Annotated in this window: 16 protein-coding genes and 1 pseudogene; 9 read left to right on the top strand and 8 right to left on the bottom strand. The window is 56.6% G+C overall.

Annotated features, from left to right (window positions below):
* Positions 1-402 precede the first annotated feature (402 nt).
* Positions 403-576: a hypothetical protein gene (locus IR141_RS07770; RefSeq protein WP_167743110.1), complete on the top strand. Its 174-nt coding sequence runs from the start codon at positions 403-405 to the stop codon at positions 574-576.
* Between the two features lie 288 nt (positions 577-864).
* On the opposite strand, the pseudogene IR141_RS07765 reads toward IR141_RS07770, so the two are convergent.
* Positions 865-1,293 (bottom strand): annotated as a pseudogene (locus IR141_RS07765) (hypothetical protein); the annotation flags it as partial.
* Between the two features lie 87 nt (positions 1,294-1,380).
* Between IR141_RS07765 and IR141_RS07760 the strand changes: the two are divergent.
* Together IR141_RS07760 and IR141_RS07755 are read left to right on the top strand one after the other, a co-directional pair.
* Positions 1,381-3,183, top strand: a complete 1,803-nt coding sequence (locus IR141_RS07760; RefSeq protein WP_135035548.1) for a DUF294 nucleotidyltransferase-like domain-containing protein — start codon at positions 1,381-1,383, stop codon at positions 3,181-3,183.
* A 14-nt stretch (positions 3,184-3,197) separates the two neighbouring features.
* A complete protein-coding gene (locus IR141_RS07755) occupies positions 3,198-3,806 on the top strand; it encodes a 3'-5' exonuclease (RefSeq protein ID WP_135035545.1) in 609 nt (202 codons plus the stop codon).
* Between the two features lie 371 nt (positions 3,807-4,177).
* Here IR141_RS07755 and IR141_RS07750 read toward each other — a convergent pair whose 3' ends face one another.
* Both IR141_RS07750 and IR141_RS07745 read right to left on the bottom strand, forming a co-directional pair.
* A complete protein-coding gene (locus tag IR141_RS07750; RefSeq protein WP_135035542.1) occupies positions 4,178-4,684 on the bottom strand; it encodes a GNAT family N-acetyltransferase in 507 nt (168 codons plus the stop codon).
* Positions 4,685-4,758: 74 nt separating this feature from the next.
* Positions 4,759-5,133 carry a DUF4298 domain-containing protein gene (locus tag IR141_RS07745; RefSeq protein ID WP_135033273.1) on the bottom strand — a complete coding sequence of 125 codons (375 nt, stop codon included), beginning with the start codon at positions 5,131-5,133 and terminating at the stop codon, positions 4,759-4,761.
* 744 nt (positions 5,134-5,877) lie between these two features.
* On the opposite strand from IR141_RS07745, the gene bioB reads away from it, so the two are divergent.
* Both bioB and IR141_RS07735 read left to right on the top strand, forming a co-directional pair.
* Entirely contained in the window at positions 5,878-6,885 is a 1,008-nt protein-coding gene (bioB, locus tag IR141_RS07740; protein WP_135035539.1) for a biotin synthase BioB, read from the top strand.
* A 120-nt stretch (positions 6,886-7,005) separates the two neighbouring features.
* Positions 7,006-7,182 carry a hypothetical protein gene (locus IR141_RS07735; protein WP_167743108.1) on the top strand — a complete coding sequence of 59 codons (177 nt, stop codon included), beginning with the start codon at positions 7,006-7,008 and terminating at the stop codon, positions 7,180-7,182.
* Between the two features lie 239 nt (positions 7,183-7,421).
* Here IR141_RS07735 and IR141_RS07730 read toward each other — a convergent pair whose 3' ends face one another.
* Positions 7,422-9,284, bottom strand: coding sequence for an RNB domain-containing ribonuclease (locus tag IR141_RS07730; RefSeq protein ID WP_135035537.1), 1,863 nt, complete (start codon positions 9,282-9,284; stop codon positions 7,422-7,424).
* Positions 9,285-9,569: 285 nt separating this feature from the next.
* Positions 9,570-10,796, bottom strand: a complete 1,227-nt coding sequence (locus tag IR141_RS07725) for a YihY family inner membrane protein (protein ID WP_135035535.1) — start codon at positions 10,794-10,796, stop codon at positions 9,570-9,572.
* A gap of 113 nt (positions 10,797-10,909) precedes the next feature.
* On the opposite strand from IR141_RS07725, the gene wrbA reads away from it, so the two are divergent.
* Together wrbA and nfsA are read left to right on the top strand one after the other, a co-directional pair.
* On the top strand, positions 10,910-11,515 hold the full coding sequence (gene wrbA / locus IR141_RS07720) for an NAD(P)H:quinone oxidoreductase (protein ID WP_135035532.1): 606 nt from the start codon (positions 10,910-10,912) through the stop codon (positions 11,513-11,515).
* A 39-nt stretch (positions 11,516-11,554) separates the two neighbouring features.
* The gene (gene nfsA / locus IR141_RS07715; RefSeq protein ID WP_135035529.1) at positions 11,555-12,286 is read left to right on the top strand and encodes an oxygen-insensitive NADPH nitroreductase; all 732 of its coding nucleotides are present in this window, start codon (positions 11,555-11,557) and stop codon (positions 12,284-12,286) included.
* Positions 12,287-12,422: 136 nt separating this feature from the next.
* Here nfsA and IR141_RS07710 read toward each other — a convergent pair whose 3' ends face one another.
* Positions 12,423-13,874 (bottom strand): tetratricopeptide repeat protein, encoded by a 1,452-nt coding sequence (locus IR141_RS07710; RefSeq protein WP_228068189.1) that lies wholly within the window; start codon positions 13,872-13,874, stop codon positions 12,423-12,425.
* Between the two features lie 333 nt (positions 13,875-14,207).
* A complete protein-coding gene (gene prmA, locus IR141_RS07705) occupies positions 14,208-15,095 on the bottom strand; it encodes a 50S ribosomal protein L11 methyltransferase (RefSeq protein ID WP_135035526.1) in 888 nt (295 codons plus the stop codon).
* Positions 15,096-15,339: 244 nt separating this feature from the next.
* Between prmA and rpmE the strand changes: the two genes are divergently transcribed.
* On the top strand, positions 15,340-15,555 hold the full coding sequence (gene rpmE / locus IR141_RS07700; RefSeq protein ID WP_135035523.1) for a 50S ribosomal protein L31: 216 nt from the start codon (positions 15,340-15,342) through the stop codon (positions 15,553-15,555).
* A 239-nt stretch (positions 15,556-15,794) separates the two neighbouring features.
* Here rpmE and IR141_RS07695 read toward each other — a convergent pair whose 3' ends face one another.
* Positions 15,795-16,307 (bottom strand): MliC family protein, encoded by a 513-nt coding sequence (locus tag IR141_RS07695; protein ID WP_135035520.1) that lies wholly within the window; start codon positions 16,305-16,307, stop codon positions 15,795-15,797.
* Between the two features lie 207 nt (positions 16,308-16,514).
* On the opposite strand from IR141_RS07695, the gene dxs reads away from it, so the two are divergent.
* A complete protein-coding gene (gene dxs / locus IR141_RS07690; RefSeq protein WP_135035517.1) occupies positions 16,515-18,416 on the top strand; it encodes a 1-deoxy-D-xylulose-5-phosphate synthase in 1,902 nt (633 codons plus the stop codon).
* The last annotated feature ends 684 nt before the right edge of the window (positions 18,417-19,100 follow it).

Genomic DNA, 19,100 nt, shown 5'->3' with positions numbered 1-19,100 from the left:
ATCAACAATTTAAAATGTTTCTTCACATTTCTTAAAAAACATATAGGGCATAAAATACAGCAGATAAAACTAGGATTTTTCATAGTTACAGTTATTAGCCATAATATTTATTCCTCAAATGAGATTTGATAACAAAAAGAGTATGCGATTAAAAAAATAACCAGCAGTGAAGAAACAGACAAAAAACCTATACTAAAAAAATAAAAACATTCAAAAAATAAAGGAATATTTTAAATATAGAAACCATACTTACAAGAATAGCTGGAGCAGGCGAGCCTATAAATTTCCAACCTAATAAAAAATAAAATAAAATAACATAACAATATATAAAAAATATGACTATAAAGAATTTATTTAATTTATTCTCTTTTTTTATTTTATGCAAGATTCTAAAAGGATTTAATGCACCATACCCTAAAAAATAAATTAAATGATATTTCTTATTTAACTTATTTAAATATTCATTATTTTTTGCCTGATAATAAAATTTTTATTAGAAAATACAATGCAGGAATATTTATTAAAAATATAAAAAATCCTACCAAGATAGTTACAGATAATGAATTAAAGGCTTGAGTGGGGAATAGTGATTTTTCTTGTAAATAAGAAACACCGGGAAATGTAATTAAATTGAGCTTGGTATCGACTAAAAAGATTAAACCTACTTGAAGAACGAGATAAATCCATAAAAAAATAGAATTTAACTTTAAAATAAAGTCAAGATATTTGGTGTTCATTTATTAGGACGTTTGCTATATTAGAAAATGTTTTTTGTTCTAAAGACAGAGTTTATTTGATGCTGCCCAAAAGCCAAACAGAAATAGATAGACGGAATATTAAAATGCCAAATGGTTGCGCATTTCAGGCCGCCAACAGCAGGTCGCCCATTTCGCGCTTTCGGCCGTCTGAAAGGGTGTAAGAGCCTTTTTGGGCAATGGTGTTGCCGTTGTCCAAACGGATATCGGTATTTTGATAGGCCAAATCCAGCGACTGAATGCCCAACTCTGCCAAACCGAAAAGCTCGCCTTCTTGCGAAATGCCGTCCTGATTCAGATCGCGCCACACTTTCAAAGCAGCAAATTTCTCGTCTTTGTTATCGATCAGGCCGTCTGAATTGCTGTCGAACCCGGCCAATGCGGCATAGCCGTGGGCGGCATGTTCTCCGTTTTGCAATACCGAGCTGTCGCCGAACAGCTCGCCGCCGTTGTTGATGATGCCGTCTCCGTTGCGGTCTATCACCAGCAGGCCGTCGTCGGCCGATACCCAGCCGGTCGACGTGCGGATGCCGTCTGAAACCCCTGCAAACCGCCCCGCCTCAATTTTTATAAAACATGGCATAATCTTTTGAACAACAACACAAAGCCTGCAAAGGACACCACCATGGAACGTTTCGATTTCAACTATGCCCCTTTCAACTATCTGAGCAATCCCGAGCGGGTGATGCTGCAAAAAGCCGTGGATATTGCTTTTTTCGCCAACGGCGAAACCATTATCCGCCCTGATGAGCCTATAGGGTTTCTTTATGTGGTGATAAAGGGGCTGGTAAAAGAAACCGGCGCCGACGGCGAGGTGGTGTCGCTCTACCACCCGCGCGACACGTTTGAGGCGCGCGGGCTGATTGAGGGGGTGAGCCACCATCAGTTTTCGGTGGAAGAGGAAACGTTGGTTTATACCGTTCCTAAAGAGGTGGTGCTGAAGATTATTGAAAGCAACCCGCGCTTCGGCGCGTATTGTTATGCCAGCGTGGCCGACAAGTTTGCCAGCCTTTCCAACAGCAAAAACGAGAGTGAGTTTGAAAGCCTGTTTACCGCCAAAGTGCGCGATGCCTACCGGGGCAGCCTCACCTGGCTCGAAGGCGGCGATTCGGTTTTGCGCGCGGCAGAGATATTGAAGGAAAATAAAACCAAATCGGCACTGGTGCGCCATGAAGGCAAAATCGGGGTGTTTACTGAATCGGCTTTCCGCGACATTGTGATTGCGGGCGCGCCTTCAAGCGATGCCATACACAACTGGGCGGTGTTCAACCTGATTGCCATCGATATAGACGATTTCGTGTTTAACGCGCTGCTGCGCATGACCACGTTTAAAATCCAGCGCGTAGTGGTAACGGAAAACGGCCAACCCATCGGCACGCTCGAGCAGATAGATGTGTTGGCCTATTTTTCGAACCACAGCCATTTGGCCGCCCAACGTTTGGAGCGCGCCAAAACCATAGACGAATTGGTGGATATTGCCGGCCAGATGACCGACTCTGTCCGCCTGCTGCGCAGCAACGGCGTGCGCGCGCCGCAGCTGGCACAGCTGATGCAGGTGCTCAACAGCAGCCTGTTTGAAAAAGCCTGGCGCATTCTCGCTCCGGCTGATTTATACGACAATTCATGCCTGATTGTGATGGGCTCGGAAGGGCGCGGCGAGCAGATTCTGAAAACCGATCAAGACAATGCGCTGATTCTGCGTGAAAGTGTCAATCCCGAAGAAGCCGCCGAAGCGGCGGAGCAGTTTTCGGCCGCGCTGGCGCGCTTGGGCTACCCGCACTGCCCCGGCAAAATTATGGTAAACAACCCCGCATGGCGCAAAACGCTGCCCGAATTCAAAAAAACGGTGGGCGGCTGGTGCCGCTCGCCCGATGGCGAAGCGATGATGAATCTGGCGATTTTTACCGATGCCAAAGCAGTGGCAGGCGATGCCGCCATGCTGACCGAAGTGAAAGAACACCTGCAAAAACGCATGACCAACGATGCAGGGATGCTGATGGCGTTTGCCCGCGCCGTGGATCAGTTTGACAGCCAGAGCAGGGGCTTTTTCTCGCAACTGCTCAACCGTGGCGGCAGCGAAAAAATGGACATCAAAAAAATGGGGCAGTTTCCCGTGGTGCACGGCATCCGTGCCTTGAGCTTGGAAGCGCGCATCGAAGAAACCAACACATTCGAGCGCATCCGCCATCTGGTGCGGCTCAACGTTATCGATGAAGCGCTCGGGCAGGATGTGGCCGAAGCCTTGGGCTATATCATGGACTTGCGCTTCAGCGCCAACCTGCATATTCTCGAAAGCGGCACGGGCACGCCCAACCAGGTGGATTTCGCCAATCTTTCCACGCTGGAGCGCGACCTGCTCAAAGATGCCCTGCAAGTGGTGAAACGCTTTAAAAACGTGATCCGCCACCATTTCCACATCACTTCGTAAACGGGAGGCGGCTTATGTTTGAACGTTTTTTACGCAACCGCAACCGCAGAAAACTCACCGACCCGCATTATGGTTTTCTGTTTGAAGAACAGCCCGGCGAATGGGTGAGTTTCGACTGCGAAACCACCGGCCTCGATGTGAAAGAAGCCGAAATTTTATCGATAGGCGCGGTAAAAATACGCGGCAACCGCGTGCTGGCGGGCGAGTCGTTTTATGTGCTGGTGAAACCCGAAAACCCGATGAAGGCCGCCAATATCACCGTGCACGGCCTGCGCCCCACCGATCTTTCAGACGGCATTCCCGTGGAAGAAGCCGTTAAGCAGCTGCTCGAATTTATCGGCGGGCGGGAGTTGGTAGGCTATTATCTCGAATACGATGTGGCGATGATCAACAAATTTCTGAAACCCATGCTCGGTATCAAGCTGCCCAACAGGCAAACCGATGTATCCTCGCTGTTCTACCAATGGCAAAGCAGGCAAAACGTCCACGACAGCTATGTGGATCTGCGCATGGACAATATGTTTAAAAAACTCAGGCTGCCCGACCTGCCCCGCCACAACGCGCTGAACGATTCGATTAATGTGGCGCTGATGTATCTGCTGCTGAAACAGCGGTTGAAATAGAAAAACCAACGCTTTTTTAAGGCTTAACAAACCAAACCTCAACAAGCGTTGTGCAAGGTTTGAGGCCGTCTGAAAAAACATTTGCTTTTCAGACGGCCTCAAACCGTAACAGATTCAGATTAAGCCCGCTCAGCCGCCATGCCCGTCTCTTGCACGCGCCTGCCCAGAATCACAATATCGGCAAGAAAAGTTTCCATATCGCACACCTGCGGCAGCCGCTCCCACCCGCGAAAACCCAGCGAAGCAAACAGGCGGATACTGGGGGGTGTTGTGGGCGAAAATCACAGCGATGATATGGAGGCCGTCTGAAAGGCAGATATTTTTCAGACGGCCTCAGCCGTAACCGGACATTCGGGTGAAACCCACCCGGCCTACCCTTGCACGCGCCTGCCCAGAATCACAATATCGGCAAGAAAAGTTTCCATATCGCACACCTGCGGCAGCCGCCCCCACTCGCGAAAGCCCAGCGAAGCAAACAGGCGGATGCTGGGGGTGTTGTGGGCAAAAATCACGGCGATGATGTTGCGGATGCCTAAAGCAGGCGCCTGCGCACACATATATTCGGCAAGCCGCCTGCCCAAACCGCCGCCGCGCGCATCTTGATGCACATAAATGCTGATTTCGGCACTGATGCGGTAGGCATGGCGGGGGTAGTAGTCGCTGAAGCTGCCCCATGCCAGCACCTGCCCCGCAAGATTTTTCACCACATACAGCGGCCGGTTGCCGCCGTGTGCGTCAAACCACGCCCGGCGGCTTTCGATGCCCGCCGGCTGCAAATCGGCGGTGGCGCGGCGGCCGGGAATGGTGCTGTTGTAAATGGCAACGATTTCGGGCAGATCAGCCTGCACGGCAGGCTGTATGGTGTGCGGTTGCTGCATAAGCGTTCCAAAGTGTAGGTATGGTGCTTTCAGACGGCCGGCAGCCTTACAGAGTTCAAAAACACCGTTTGGAATTATATGCCGTTTTCCACAACTTCCGCCTCTTCCTCTTCACCACCCCTGTCCAACACTGCTATTGCGGCGCGCAGCCATTGCCAGGCAAGGGTTTGCTGGTCGGAAAAAGCATTCCACAAAGTGTCTTCGCCCATCACGCTGTATTCGCCCTGCGTGCGCAGGTCGATATCCAGCCCGTTTTCGATGGCTTGGTGGTAGCGGGCGAATCCGCCCTCAAAATAAAACTGTTCCAACTGCCGCATAATGGCTGCGCTGCGCTGCCAGTCGCGGCGGCCGGCTTCAAGCTTGGGCTGCAGCTCGATCCATTCGCGGTAAAGCTGCTGGATTTCGTTAATGTGCGCCTGTGCGGCGGCAGGGTCGGTCAAAGTATCCATATTGTTTCCGTATCAGGGTTTCCATGCGCCGGCAGGCTTTGCACACGCTTGTGTTCCGGCCTGTTTTTCCGGCATTTTTCCAATCTGCACCGGTATGTTTTGCTTTCCTGCGCGGCGGCCGCTGCCGCCCCGTAACCGGCATTTGTCCGCACAGGCAGCTCTGCCACGGGGCAGGAAATCAAAACAATGGCTCCGGTCCGGCCGAAGCAATATCCATCTGCCGGCGTGCAAATATAAACCAGAAAAATCAAGGGCGCAAACCCCGCCCCGACAAAGACATGCTCATAGTGGAACAATACAGAACGATACCGCACCACTCCGCCTCAGCCCAAAGCAGGCGGTTCTGCATAACCGATACTGCCGCCCTTTCCCTGCTGCGTGATATTGAACAGGCTGCCTAATCCCGCTACACTCCACCGCATCGTGCAGGCCGTCTGAAAAGTTTGAAACCTCTGCCGGCAAACCACCGCCATAGCAAATCCGCTTTATTTGCGATACCGGGCAGCAGGCCGCAGAGGATACAGACAGTATGAAACCGATTCCGTTGCCGCGTGGGCGGCTGACAAAACCGTTCTCGTTGAGCCGGGGCGCTGCAACGCCTCAACCTAAATACAGCGGATTCACTGTCTGCCTCAGGCTTTTTCAGACGGCCTGATACACCCGGCCGCTGCAATCATTGCGCTTGCAGCTTGAGCACGTCAGCGTCATTGCGCCGCTGCGAAACCGAAACAGAAAGCTTCCGTTATGAATACCGCCCCCGTTGCCCTGCGCCGCAAAAGCGCGCGCAAACCGCACCCCACCGCCCGATATTGGCGCAAATGCCAGGTTGAAGAATTGTTTGAAATGCCGTTTCTCGACCTCGTTTACAAAGCCGCCGAAATCCACCGCGCCCACTTCAACCCCCGCGAAATCCAGCTCTCCACCCTGCTCTCCATCAAAACCGGCGGCTGCCCCGAAGACTGCGGATACTGCCCGCAATCGGCGCACCACAACACCGGTCTCGAAAAATCGCAGATGATGGATGTGGAAGCAATCCTCAAAATCGCCCGCACCGCCAAAGCGCGCGGTGCCGGCCGCTTCTGCATGGGCGCAGCCTGGCGCGGGCCCAAGCCGGAAGACGTGAAAACCGTTGCCGAAATCATCAAAGCCGTAAAAAGCCTGGGGCTGGAAACCTGCGGCACGTTCGGCATGCTCGAAGACGGCATGGCCGAAGATTTGAAAAACGCCGGGCTGGATTATTACAACCACAACCTCGACACCGACCCCGAACGCTACAACGACATCATCCGCACCCGCGCCCACGAAGACCGCATGGATACGCTGGGCAAAGCGCGCGGCGCGGGCTTGAAAGTGTGCTGCGGCGGCATCGTGGGCATGAACGAAACCCGCCCCCAACGCGCCGGCCTGATTGCCAGCCTTGCCAACCTCGACCCGCAGCCCGAGAGCGTGCCCATCAACCAATTGGTGAAAGTGGAAGGTACGCCGCTGGCCGATGCCGAAGATTTGGATTGGACGGAATTTGTGCGCACCATCGCCGTGGCGCGCATCACCATGCCGCAAAGCTACGTGCGCCTTTCCGCCGGGCGCACCGCCATGCCCGAAGCCATGCAGGCCATGTGTTTTCTCGCCGGCACCAATTCGATTTTCTACGGCGACAAACTATTAACCACCGACAACCCCGAAACCGACAGCGACCGCCTGCTGATGGAAAAACTGGATTTGCACCCGCTGCAATATCAGGCTGCCGGGTGATGCCCGTCAAACGCCGTGCAGAAACAGCACCGGCGCCCGGTGCTGCGGCTTCTCCAAACCTGTGCCGCTCTCCGGTTTGCCGGCGCAGTGCAGGCGTTTTGGTACAGGTATTTTTCAGATATGGATACAGATGGCGAAAAAAGGCGAAAAAGGCCGTCTGAAAAACCTTTCAGACGGCCTGCTGCCTACCACCATTTGACTGCATTAATAAAATATCCTGCCGTTGCCAACCCGCCGATAAACGCAACCGCCCAAAACCGCCTGCGCGGCAGATTCCATACCGCCACGACAACCTGATTCAGTTTGTCGGATATTCATAAAAGCACCTCCTTGCGCCAATTATTTGAAAATACATTTGAAGTTTTCCTATCAAACACTCCACATCACCATAAGCGGATTAAAGCATTTTCCGAGGGCTCAAACGCGCTGAAATGCTTCACTGCATATTGTGTGTTTTCCATTTGAAGGCAAACCATAAAAAGGCCGTCTGAAACTTTTTCAGACGGCCCTTCTCCACACCCAAAACCCGCAGCACCCTACGCCGCAGGCGGCAGCATTTTCAGATAATTCAAAGCGATAAACTGCTTGTCGGCATCCACTTCGGCCACCGAAAGCAGCAGCTGCGATTTGGGCAGCGCGTCAAACGGAATGCCCGTGGCGCGCACGGTGAGCGGCAGGCCTTCGATGCGCACCAAATCTTCTTTCAACAGCGTGGCCTTCAATTCTTTCAACGCCTGCTGCCTGATATAGACCAGGCTCCAGTAGCCCTCCATTTTGCGCTGGAAATCGGCATAGGCGGTGTAGGCCGCATCGAAATCGCGCAGGGCGGCAAACAAGGCGGTGTCGTTGCTGCCAAACAACGGCTCGGCTTCACTGTTTATCAGGCTGAGCAGCTGCTTTTGGTTGATATAGTCGGCGGCACGGCGCAGCGGCGAAGTGAACCAGCCGTAGTGCTGCACGCCCATGCCGCTGTGCGGTTCGGATTGGGTGCTCATGCGCACTTTGCTGTTGCCCGGCTGCACGCGGAAAATGCCGGGCAGGCTGTTTTCATCGAGCATCTGCGCCCATGTGCTGTTGGCCAGTATCATCATTTCGCTCACCAGCGTATCGATGGGCGAGCCGCGCTCGCGGCGGGAAACGGCCACGCTGCCGTCTTCGCCCGGCTCGATGCTGTAATCGTATTGCGGGGCGCGGCAGGGCTCATATTTGCCGCGCGCCTGCTGCCGCGCCACGGCGAAGCGGTGCAGCCAGATTAAATCCTGATGGTGGTTAAACACAGCCTGCCCTTCGGCATCGAGACCGGTTTCGGCGTTGAAATGCGGTTCGATGGCTTGGATACGCAGGTTTTCGGCGATATAGACGGCTTCGATTTTGTGCACGGGCGCGCTGATGTTGAAATCGGCATCAACATCGAAATAAATGCTCACGGCGGGGCGGCAGCCGCCAGCATCGAGGCTGAAGGCGGCAATCCAGTTCTCAGGCAGCATGGTGATTTTGCCGCCGGGAAAATACACCGTGCTCAACCGCTCCATAATGGTTTTTTCGATGGCGCTGCCCGCTCCGACCGCCAGCGCGGGCGCGGCGATGTGGATGCCCACACGTTTGATGCCGTTGCCCAAATCGGTAACGCTCAAGGCATCGTCCACTTCGGTGGTGTCTTCGTCATCGATGGAAAACGCCTGCACGGCAGCCTGCGGCAGCGCGGGCAGCTCGGGCACGGGGATATCGGCAAACGCCGTGCCTTTGGGAAAATGCTTGACTTCAAAGCCGTCACGCAGATATTGCGGAATCGAAGCCACACCGCCGGTTTGCAAGGCCAACTCCAGCGGGGTGAGTTTGAGCGCGGCGGCGGCTTTGGCAAAGGCTTTGTAGATGGGGGTCTGTTTGTCGGGCGCATGCAGGATGGTTTTCAGCCCGGCGGCAATTTCAGGCGGCATGCTGCCCTGCTTGAGTGCTTCCGACCAGGCTTCGATTTGCGCATCCTGCTGTTTTTTGCGCTCCAATGCCGCCAACGCCTGTTTGAGCGTTGCTTCGGGGGCGGCCTTGAATATGCCTTTGGCTTTTTTATAGAAATACACCGGCGCGGCATAAAGTGCCATCAGCGTGCCCGCCAGCTCGGTTTTGGTGGGTGTCCGGCCGAAATATTCTTCGGCGATGGCCGCAGCGCTGAATTCTTCTTCACCGCACACCTCCCACAGCAGGCCGGTGTCGATTTCGGCCGCTTCGGCTTGCGCCTGATTCAGAAAATCGTCCGGCGGGGTGTCGAATTCGACAAACACATTGGCCGCTTTCACTTTGGTGCGTTTGCCGTGCCGGGTGTCGGCCTGATAGGCGGCATCGCTTTTCTGCACCACGGCGGCCACTTTGAACTGGCCGGATTCTTCGTAAAAAATGTTCATATCAAAGCTCAAAGCGCATTCGGAAAAGCGCGTGATTCTAACAGGATTCACTCAGGCCGTCTGAAAGGTTTGCGCCGTTTCGGCAGCAACCCGCCGTCTTTCAGACGGCCTGCGGTCAAACTACTTGCTTAATACCCGTTGTGTCATACCCGGGCTTGACCCGGGTATGCCCCAATTTGCTGAAACTCAAGAGCCTCGGGACAAGCCCGGGTATGGCGGCGGTTGGGTATTTCATACGGCCGGTGCGGATTACGCAGCACCCCGGGGCGTTTGCAACAGATCAGCTTACTGCCCCTGCTCCCGCCGCGCACGGGTATCAAATTCTGCCAGCGTGATGTCCAGCGTATCCAAGCACGGCGACATTATCTCGGCAACGGCACCATCGACTCCGTTGCGGCTGCGGCCGGCAGGACGGTAAACAAACAGCCTGAACAAATCGTTCAACACGATGGCTTCGGCGTTGGTTTTCAGCACCCAACCCTGTTTGCCCGAATAAACATAGCCGTGGCGGGCAAGCTTTTCGAGCAGCCGCCCCAATTCATCGTAGCCCATATGGATGTGCCGTCTGAAATCCTGCACCTTGAGTGTGCTGCCGGTTTGTTGGGCTTCGTTGAGCAGCAGCAGGATTGCCAACACATCGTCAAACCGCCCGCGCCCATCGACACGCCGCCGGAACGCCTCGCCCTGCCAGTAGGAAAGCGAAGCGGTGAGCACCGCGCCCGACAACACCAGCATCCACAACAGATTCAGCCACAGCAGAAAAAACGGCACCGCCGCAAACGCGCCGTAAATCAGCGTATAGCCCTTAAAGGTGCCGATATACCAGGCAAAGCCGTAGCGGGCGGCTTCCAGCAAAACCGCCGTAACCGCCGCACCCAGCAGCGCATGGCGCGCAGGCACGAAACGGTTGGGCACCAGCCGATAGAGCAGCCACAGCAGCAGTGTGCCGAACGCTATCGATGCAACCATGCGCACCGCCGCCGCCAGCAGGGGATAATGTTCGCCAAACGGGCTGTAGGCAAGCAGCGACGACCACAGCGACAGCCCTACACCCAACGCCAGCGGGCCGAAGGTGAGCAGCGCCCAATACACCAGAAACTGCATCATCAGCGGCCGCTGCGTGCCCACACGCCAAATGCGGTTAAACGTTTGGTCGATGGTTTGGATCAGCATCAGCGAAGTAACGCCCAGCATCATGATGCCGACAGCCGTGAGCCCGCCGGCTTTTTCTTTAAACGCATCGATATATTCAAACAAAGTATCCGCGCCTTGCGGCACGATGGTTTGATTGACGAAATGCACAAAAGAAGCAGAAAGCTCGTCAAACACCGGAAACGCCGATACCACCGCCAGCATTACCGTCAGCACCGGCACCAGCGACAACAGCGTGGTAAACGTGAGGCTGGCCGACACCTGCGGCACGCGTATTTCCATAAAGCGGCGGCACACAAACCATGCAAACCCGCCCAAGCGCGAAGCGCGCACGGCTTGCCACCAAGATAAATCAGGCATATGCTTTCCCTTTCTTATTCTTCCATTTGGTCAAACATTTTCAGACGGCCGGCAGCCATTGAGCCGCATAACAGGCCGTCTGAAAACCGGCCCAATTGTAACGGAAAGCCGCAATGAACCCAAACCCTTTGAAAATACTTGTTTTATACTATTCCCAACACGGCGGCACGCAAAACCTCGCCCGCCAAATCGCGCGCGGCATCGAAAGCGTGGCCGGCTGCGAAGCCGTGTTGCGCACCGTGCCGAAAGTGTCGGCCGTGTGCGAAGCGGTGGAATCCGATATTCCCGCCGCAGGCGCGCCCTATTGCAGCACCGAAGACCTCAAAACCTGTGCCGCCCTCGCCCTGGGCAGCCCCACCCGCTTCGGCAATATGGCCGCCGCCATGAAATATTTTCTAGACGGCACCGTGGCGCAATGGCTGGGCGGCGAACTGATCGGCAAACCCGCCACCGTGTTCACCAGCGCCGGCAGCCTGCACGGCGGGCAGGAATCCACCCTGCTCACCATGATGCTGCCCCTGCTGCACCACGGCATGATTATCAGCGGCGTGCCCTTCAGCGAAGCCGCCCTCGGCCAAACCCGCAGCGGCGGCACGCCTTACGGCGCATCGCATATGGCCGGGGCGGAAGGCCGCCCCGAATTGAGCAGCCACGAGCAGCAAACCGCATTTGCACAAGGCAGACGCCTGGCCGAACTGGCCGTCAAACTGGCCGTCTGAACACCTTTCCCCTTATCATCACGCAACAGGAGACCCCCCATGACCGTATTACCGAGCAAACCCGCGCTGGAAACCGCCCTCAACCACCGCTCCATCCGCAAATTCACCGGCGAGCCGGTTGCGCCCGAAATGCTGCAAGCCGTGCTCGCCGCCGGGCAGGCCGCCTCCACATCGAGCTTTATGCAGCTCACCCACATCGTGCGCGTAACCGATATCGAAAAACGCAGGCAACTGCGCGCCGTGGGCGCCAACCAGCACTACATCGAAACCTGTGCCGAATTTCTGGTGTTCTGCCTCGATTTGGCCAAACATAAAAAAATCGCCCCCGATGCGCAGACCGACTGGACGGAAATGACACTGATGGGCGCAATCGATGCCGGCATCGCCGCACAAAACGTGCTGCTTTGCGCCGAATCGCTGGGTTTGGGCGGCGTGTTTATCGGCTGCCTGCGCGACGACATCAACGCCACCGACCGCATTTTGGCACTGCCCGAAAACGTGGTGCCGCTGTTCGGCATGTGTCTGGGCCACCCCGCCCAGGATCCGATAATGCGCCCGCGCCTGCCCGCTGCCTGCGCGGTGTCCGAAAACGGCTACACCCCGCTGGACGACACGCTTTACGCCCGATACGATGCCGAGGTGGCCGATTATTACCAACGCCGCAGCAATCTGGATTTGAACTTCACCAAGCAGGTGCAAAACACCCTCTGCCACGAAGTGCGCCCCGACATTCTGCCGTTTTTGCAGCGCAAAGGGCTGGCCAAACGCTGATCCGGCACCCTTTGCCAACCGTGTAGCGGCAAAGCCGCCGGCAACCAGCATAAAAGACAAGGCCGTCTGAAAGCTTTCAGACGGCCTTGTCGGCTGAATGTATAACGGCTTGAAGCCCGCTGCGCTTTATTGCCCGCTATCGGCGTTCGCGCTGCCATTGTTGCAGCAGCCGGCGCAGTTGGTCGGCGTGTTCGTGGCCGCTGTCGATGGCCTGCTGCAGCCAGGCGCAGGCGGCAGCGGTGCTTTGCGGTGCGCCCGTGCCGTGATAATACAGGCAGGCCAGATTATATTGCGCCACCGGGTCGCCCTGGTTGGCGGCCTGCTCGAACCAATAAGCGGCCTGGCCGGCATCAGCGTTCACACCCTGACCGTTGTAATACATCATGCCGAGATTGGTTTGCGCCTTGCGGTGGTGCAGCTCGGCGGCCTGCAGATAGAGTTTGCGCGCCAGAAAATAATCCTGCCCGCGCCCTAAGCCGTAGTGGCAGGCAAACGCGGCCTGATAATCCAAATCGGCTTTTTGAAACATCAACGCCGCCTGTTTGGTTTCTTCGTAGTCTTCTTGATGCGTGAGCGCGGTATCGGCAAGCAGTTTCTGGTGCGCCGCCATATCGCCCAATTCGGCGGCGCGCCGGTATTGGCGGCGGGCGATGTCGGCATCGGCTCCGACACCCAAACCGTAGCGGAAAATATCGCCGAGCAGGCGCAGGGCTTTGGGGTGGTTGCGGCGGGCGGCGGCCGAGGCGTGTTTGCGCGCTTTTTGGTGATCGCGCGCCACTAACCTGCCGGTCAGATAAGCCTCGGCCAGCACAGCCTGGGCATCGGTGTCTCCTTGTGCGGCGGCTTTTTCGAGCCAGCCTATCGATTCGCCGTTATCCTGATCAAACAGCACTTCGCCCAATGCGGCCTGTGCGGGGGCGAACCCCTGCCCGGCGGCGGGGGTGAAATGTTCGATGGCTTTTTGCAGGTTTTTTTCGACATACTGGCCGTAGCGGTATTGGTTGCCCAGCAGCCAATGGGCGGCGGTAACGCCTTGCGCGGCGGCCTGCATCAGCAGTTCGTGTGCTTTGGCCAAATCAGGCTCGGGCGCCTGCTGGTAATATTTGGCGAGATAAAACTGCGCATCGCCGCTGCCCTGCGCTGCCGCCAGTTCGGCCCAATACACGGCCTGCGGGTCTTTTTGGTCGGCATAATATTCGAGCAGGCGCATTTGGGCGTGCAGCACGCCGCTTTCGGCCAGCGCGGTGTATTCGCCGATCTGCTGCTCGAAACGCTCGCCGTCGGCAGCGCGCAGCTGCAGCAGGTTATAGCGGGCATAGGGGTGGCCGCTTTCTGCCGCTACCGTGAGCCAATGGCGGGCGGCTCTGTAGTCGGGGCGTGCGCCCGCACCGTTGAGCAGGCAGCCGGCCAGCTGGAACGCGGCTTCGATATGCCCGGCCTGCGCGGCCTTATGCAGCAGGGGCACGGCGGCGGCGCAGTTGTCGGGGTTGTTCAGCAACAGCTCGTGGCCTTGTTGAAACAGTGATTCGGGGGTGGCTTGGGTCATGTTGGTGTGTAGCAGATTGGGAATGGAAACATTGTATCGCAAAAGCGGCGGCAGTTCGGTGTCCCGGCGTATAGTGAAAATATGCCGCCGGCGGCTGGCGAAGGCTGCGGCCTTCAGACGGCACCCTACACGCTTGAAACCGTAACGGCATCCGCCCGCCCTGCTGTGCTGCTGTACTGTCTGCTGCCCGGTATTGAATAAGGCAGGTTCACTATAGCGGATTGGTTATATTAGCCCATTGTTAAAACGGCCCAGCGTGCCGCACGACAAAAGGCCGTCTGAACGTTCAGACGGCCTTTTGTCGGCCTAATGCACCGATTAGCAGCGAACCCTGACATTTCGATACCGGGCGGCAGCACCGCAAAGCGGGTTCGCTTAACGTTTCACGCCGCTCAAACACGCCCAGCCTTCATCGGTTTGGGCGGGCAATAAATCAAACCATTCGCTGTAAATGCCGCTCATTTCTTCAACCTGCCCGTCAAGAATGCCCGAAAGCACGATATGCCCGCCCTGCTTGGTACGCTCGGCCAAAAGGCTGCCGAGCAGGCGCAGGGGGTTGGCGAGAATGTTGGCCACCACCACGTCAAACCGTCCCTCCGGCAGGGCATCGGGAAGATAGAAGTGTGCAGGGACGCCGTTTTGGACGGCATTGTTGTTGCTGGAACGGATGGCCTGCCCATCGATGTCCACACCGGTGGCGCTGCCTGCGCCCAGCTTCAGGGAGGCAATGGCGAGAATGCCGGAGCCGCAGCCGTAATCCAACACAGATTCGCCGCCTTGCAGATGTCGGTCGAGCCATTGCAGGCACAGGCGGGTGGTGGGATGGCTGCCGGTGCCGAAAGCCAGCCCCGGGTCGAGCTGCAGATTGACGGCACCGCCGCCCGGAGCTTCGTGCCACGAGGGGGTTATCCACAAACGCTCCGAAATCTGAATCGGCTCAAACTGCGCCTGCGTAAGCCGCACCCAATCCTGCTCGGGCAGGTATTCGGTGTCGTAGCCGGGCACGGCAATGTTGCAGTCTCCTGCCGCCGCAGCCACAACCGATGCGGCATCGGTGTTATCGTCAAATAAAACGATAACTTTGCTCTGCTGCCAAACCTGCCCGGCAGGCATGCCCGGTTCGCCGAAAATGGCCTGTTCGTTAGCGGTGCCTGCATAGGCATCTTCAATGGCGGCAGAAAGTGCGCCGTGCGCCATCAGCGCATCGGCAAGACGCTCGGCAGTGTGGTCGCTGACAGCGATGGTGATTTGTCGGTAAGCCATGATATTGCTTTCTTTGCGTGCAGAATCTCAAGCCGTCTGAACCGTTGCTGTTTTCAGACGGCCCGTTATGTCGGCACGGTGAATCCGCTTAACACTTAAAGAGTGCGATTTTAGCAAAAAGCCGTTGCAAATTAAACCGAAAACCCCAATATGGCTTGACAAAACGGCAGCAAACGGCAATACTGCCGAGCTTGTTTTTGAAGCATAGGCACAATCCCTATGCCCGCTAACGAAAGGAAATAAAATGAAACAAGGTATCCACCCCGATTACCATGAAGTGAGCGTAACCTGCTCTTGCGGCAATAAATTCGTTACCAAATCCACCATGGCCAAAGAAAACTTCAACATCGAGGTTTGCTCCCAATGCCATCCGTTCTACACCGGCCAGCAGAAAATCGTTGACACCACCGGCCGTGTGGACAAATTCAACCAAAAATTCGGCAATATGTTCAAACGCTGATTGGCGGATGCTCCGGAATAAAAAAGACTGCACATGCAGTCTTTTTTTATTTGGCCGGCGGTTCGGCAGGCTGCTCCCAACCCTTTCAGACGGCCTCTGCCGGCTTGCACGGCGGCACCCTTTCTCATTGCCGTTACGGCACGGCTCTTTACCTTAGCGTATTGTTCGAGCTCCCTGCCGCCTTGCGCCCGAGATGAAGGCTTCGCTTATGCCCCCTGCCGGCAACCTGCCGCCCGCCGTTACTGTGCAGGCATACAGTTTTTCACCACCACCGTATCCACCGGCAGCGTTTCGCCACCCACTTTCTCCTGCTCGTGGCGCACCAAAAAGCCATTGCCCTCTTTATATAAATCGCTTTGATACTGATTGCCGATGGTCCAAGTGTAGGTTCCGTTGCCGAAAGCGGTCAAATCTTCGTTGCTGTATTCACCGCTGTAAGGCAGCGTCAGCGTTTGGCCTTCGGTGCGCACTTCGGCGGCAGGCTCATCGGTTTCGCGGTAATAGCGCGCATCCAGCGTTTTGCCTCCATCGCATTGGTAAGACTGCCAAGCCGCATCTTCTGCTTTGCCCAAACTGCCGCCCAAAGGAATATCGGCAGGTGCCGATGCCGTTGCGGCGGCTGCCGCCTCTGCCGGCGCCGGTTCCGACACAGGCGCGGCAGTCGAAACCTCCGCCGTCTGCGCCTGCTCCTGTTTGCAGGCAGACAATGCCAGCATGGCGGCAACGGTTAAAGATAATGTACGAAGTTTCATCAGAATACTCCCAAAAATACCGACAGCCGTTAGTGTAAAAGAAACCGTTGGAATTTTCACCCCGCCCGCAGAATGATTTTCCCTACCGGCAGGATAAGGCCGTCTGAAAAGGCTCCGGCAGCGGTTTAAATCTGCGCGGCGGCCGCTGCAATCTCTTGCTATAATCTTCTACCTACACGCTGTTTTATCTTGATAAAAGACCACGCCATGAGCCAAACCCCACTACTCGACACCATCAACCTGCCGCAGGATTTGCGCCGGCTCGACATCAAGCAACTGCCGCAGCTCTCTGCCGAGTTGCGCACTTTTCTGCTGGAATCGATAGGCAAAACCGGCGGCCATTTCGCCAGCAATCTCGGCGCGGTGGAGCTGACTGTGGCGCTGCATTATGTGTATCACACTCCCGAAGACCATTTGGTGTGGGACGTGGGGCATCAAAGCTATCCGCACAAAATCCTCACCGGCCGCAAAAACCGCATGGACACCATGCGCCAATACGGCGGCTTGGCGGGGTTTCCCAAGCGCGGCGAATCGGCATACGATGCTTTCGGCGTGGGGCACTCTTCCACTTCCATCGGCGCGGCACTGGGCATGGCGGTGGCCGACAAGCTGGCGGGTAAAACCAACCGCAGCGTAGCGGTAATCGGCGACGGCGCAATGACCGCCGGCCAAGCCTTCGAAGCCCTCAACTGCGCGGGCGATATGGATATCGACCTGTTGGTGGTGCTCAACGACAACGAAATGTCGATTTCGCCCAATGTCGGCGCGCTGCCCAAATATCTGGCGCGCAATGTGGTGCGCGATATGCACGGCCTGCTCTCCACCATCAAGGCGCAATCGACCAAAGTGCTCGACAAACTGCCCGGCGCGTTGGAAATCGCCCAAAAAGTCGAACACAAAATCAAAACCATCGCAGGCGAAGCCGAACACGCCAAGCAGTCGCTGTCGCTGTTTGAAAACTTCGGCTTCCACTACACCGGCCCCGTGGACGGCCACGATGTCGAGCAGCTGGTGCACGTTTTGAAAGAGCTGCGCAGCAAAAAAGGCCCGCAAATCCTGCACGTTATCACCAAAAAAGGCCAGGGCTACAAGCTGGCCGAAAACGACCCGGTGAAATACCACGCCGTTTCCACATTGGCAAACGAGGCCGGCAAAGAAGCGGAACAACTGCTGCCCAAGCCTGCCGCCAAGCCCACCTACACGCAGGTTTTCGGCCGCTGGCTGTGCGACCAGGCCGCCGCCGATCCGCGCCTGATTGCCATCACCCCCGCCATGCGCGAAGGCAGCGGGCTGGTGGAATACGAGCAGAAATTCCCCGAGCGTTATTTCGATGTGGGCATTGCCGAGCAACACGCCGTAACCTTTGCCGGCGGCCTAGCCTGTGAAGGCGCCAAGCCCGTGGTAGCGGTTTATTCCACCTTTCTGCAACGCGCCTACGACCAGCTTATCCACGATATCGCCCTGCAAAACCTGCCCGTTTTGTTTGCCGTTGACCGTGCCGGCATTGTCGGCGCAGACGGCCCCACCCATGCCGGCCTGTATGATTTGAGCTTTCTGCGCTGCATTCCCAATATGGTGGTGGCCGCCCCCAGCGATGAAAACGAATGCCGCCTGCTGCTCTCCACCTGCTACCGGCTCGATGCGCCCTCGGCAGTGCGTTATCCGCGCGGCTCGGGCCGCGGTGCCGCCGTTTCAGACGGCCTGGATACCGTGCCCGTTGGCAAGGGCATCGTGAGGTGCGAAGGCAGCCGCACCGCCGTTTTTGCATTCGGCAGCATGGTGCAGCCCGCCCTGACCGCCGCCGAAATACTCAACGCCACCGTGGCCGATATGCGTTTTGTCAAACCGATAGACGAAGAGCTGATTGTGCAGCTGGCGCAAAGCCACGACTATCTGGTGGCCGCCGAAGAAAACGCCGTGCAGGGCGGCGCAGGCAGCGCGGTGTTGGAAGTGCTGGCCGCATACAACATCTGCAAACCCGTGCTGCTGCTGGGCGTGGCCGACACCGTTACCGAACACGGCGACCCGCAGCGGCTGCTCGATGATTTGGGCTTGAGCGCGGCCGCGATAGCCGGACGCATCCGCCGCCGCTTCGGGCTGGAAGCATAATGCAGGCCGTCTGAACCGCCGACCCTGTGCAGCATTCATTCCATTTCCGCCACAGGCGGCAAGCCGCACGATACAGGGTATAAAACCTGCGCCGCTCAGGCAGCCTGCAAAACCGTTTGCTTTAAGCCGGGCAACGCAACAACGGAAATAAAGGAGACTCGCCGCCCACCGCAACAGCCGCGCCGGCCTATTGCCCCACCCGCCGTTTCGGGCAGGATACCGCCCCGCCGTCTGCCTGCATTGCCACCGCCCGAACATACCAAGCAGACCCGGAAGCCTTGAGAAAGGTTCAGGCCGTCTGAAAAAACCGCGCCGTTTCTGCGCAGACTGCGCCGCCCGCTTTGCCGTCATGACGGCATCGGCCTTGCCGCACCGGTTGCACCATCTGCCACCCGATGCCCGCTGCTGATTCAGCGGAACCGGCCGCAGGATTCCGGCCCGTAGCCAAAGCCGCCGGCACAATATTTTTGGTTTGACGGCCAAATTTCTGCCGGCGCACGGCACGGCCTGATTGAGGATTTGCCTGCCCGCCATCATAGAAAACAGAAAACGGAAAACAAACTTTGCACGGCGTGTCGGATTGTGCAGCCGCGCAATCCTGATGCCGTAACAGCAACAACCGCGCCGCCGTTTCACGCCCCACCGCACGGCCGCGCCGCTTTTGCCCCCTTCCCGCCACCCGAC

This window comes from Neisseria sp. 19428wB4_WF04, from assembly GCF_015235335.1.
GTDB lineage: Bacteria > Pseudomonadota > Gammaproteobacteria > Burkholderiales > Neisseriaceae > Neisseria > Neisseria musculi.
Note: the sequence above shows the minus strand (reverse complement) of the source record. Positions and strands in the feature narration are given on the sequence as shown.

Bases quoted from the DNA above. Each gene is read 5' to 3' on its own strand.
- IR141_RS07760 (WP_135035548.1), top strand. From the start codon at position 1,381: ATGGAACGTTTCGATTTCAACTATGCCCCTTTCAACTATCTGAGCAAT.
- IR141_RS07750 (WP_135035542.1), bottom strand. From the start codon at position 4,684: ATGCAGCAACCGCACACCATACAGCCTGCCGTGCAGGCTGATCTGCCC.
- IR141_RS07725 (WP_135035535.1), bottom strand. From the start codon at position 10,796: ATGCCTGATTTATCTTGGTGGCAAGCCGTGCGCGCTTCGCGCTTGGGC.
- IR141_RS07735 (WP_167743108.1), top strand. From the start codon at position 7,006: ATGGATACAGATGGCGAAAAAAGGCGAAAAAGGCCGTCTGAAAAACCT.
- rpmE (WP_135035523.1), top strand. From the start codon at position 15,340: ATGAAACAAGGTATCCACCCCGATTACCATGAAGTGAGCGTAACCTGC.
- IR141_RS07695 (WP_135035520.1), bottom strand. From the start codon at position 16,307: ATGAAACTTCGTACATTATCTTTAACCGTTGCCGCCATGCTGGCATTG.
- IR141_RS07755 (WP_135035545.1), top strand. From the start codon at position 3,198: ATGTTTGAACGTTTTTTACGCAACCGCAACCGCAGAAAACTCACCGAC.
- bioB (WP_135035539.1), top strand. From the start codon at position 5,878: ATGAATACCGCCCCCGTTGCCCTGCGCCGCAAAAGCGCGCGCAAACCG.
- dxs (WP_135035517.1), top strand. From the start codon at position 16,515: ATGAGCCAAACCCCACTACTCGACACCATCAACCTGCCGCAGGATTTG.
- wrbA (WP_135035532.1), top strand. From the start codon at position 10,910: ATGAACCCAAACCCTTTGAAAATACTTGTTTTATACTATTCCCAACAC.
- prmA (WP_135035526.1), bottom strand. From the start codon at position 15,095: ATGGCTTACCGACAAATCACCATCGCTGTCAGCGACCACACTGCCGAG.
- IR141_RS07745 (WP_135033273.1), bottom strand. From the start codon at position 5,133: ATGGATACTTTGACCGACCCTGCCGCCGCACAGGCGCACATTAACGAA.
- IR141_RS07730 (WP_135035537.1), bottom strand. From the start codon at position 9,284: ATGAACATTTTTTACGAAGAATCCGGCCAGTTCAAAGTGGCCGCCGTG.
- nfsA (WP_135035529.1), top strand. From the start codon at position 11,555: ATGACCGTATTACCGAGCAAACCCGCGCTGGAAACCGCCCTCAACCAC.
- IR141_RS07770 (WP_167743110.1), top strand. From the start codon at position 403: ATGCACCATACCCTAAAAAATAAATTAAATGATATTTCTTATTTAACT.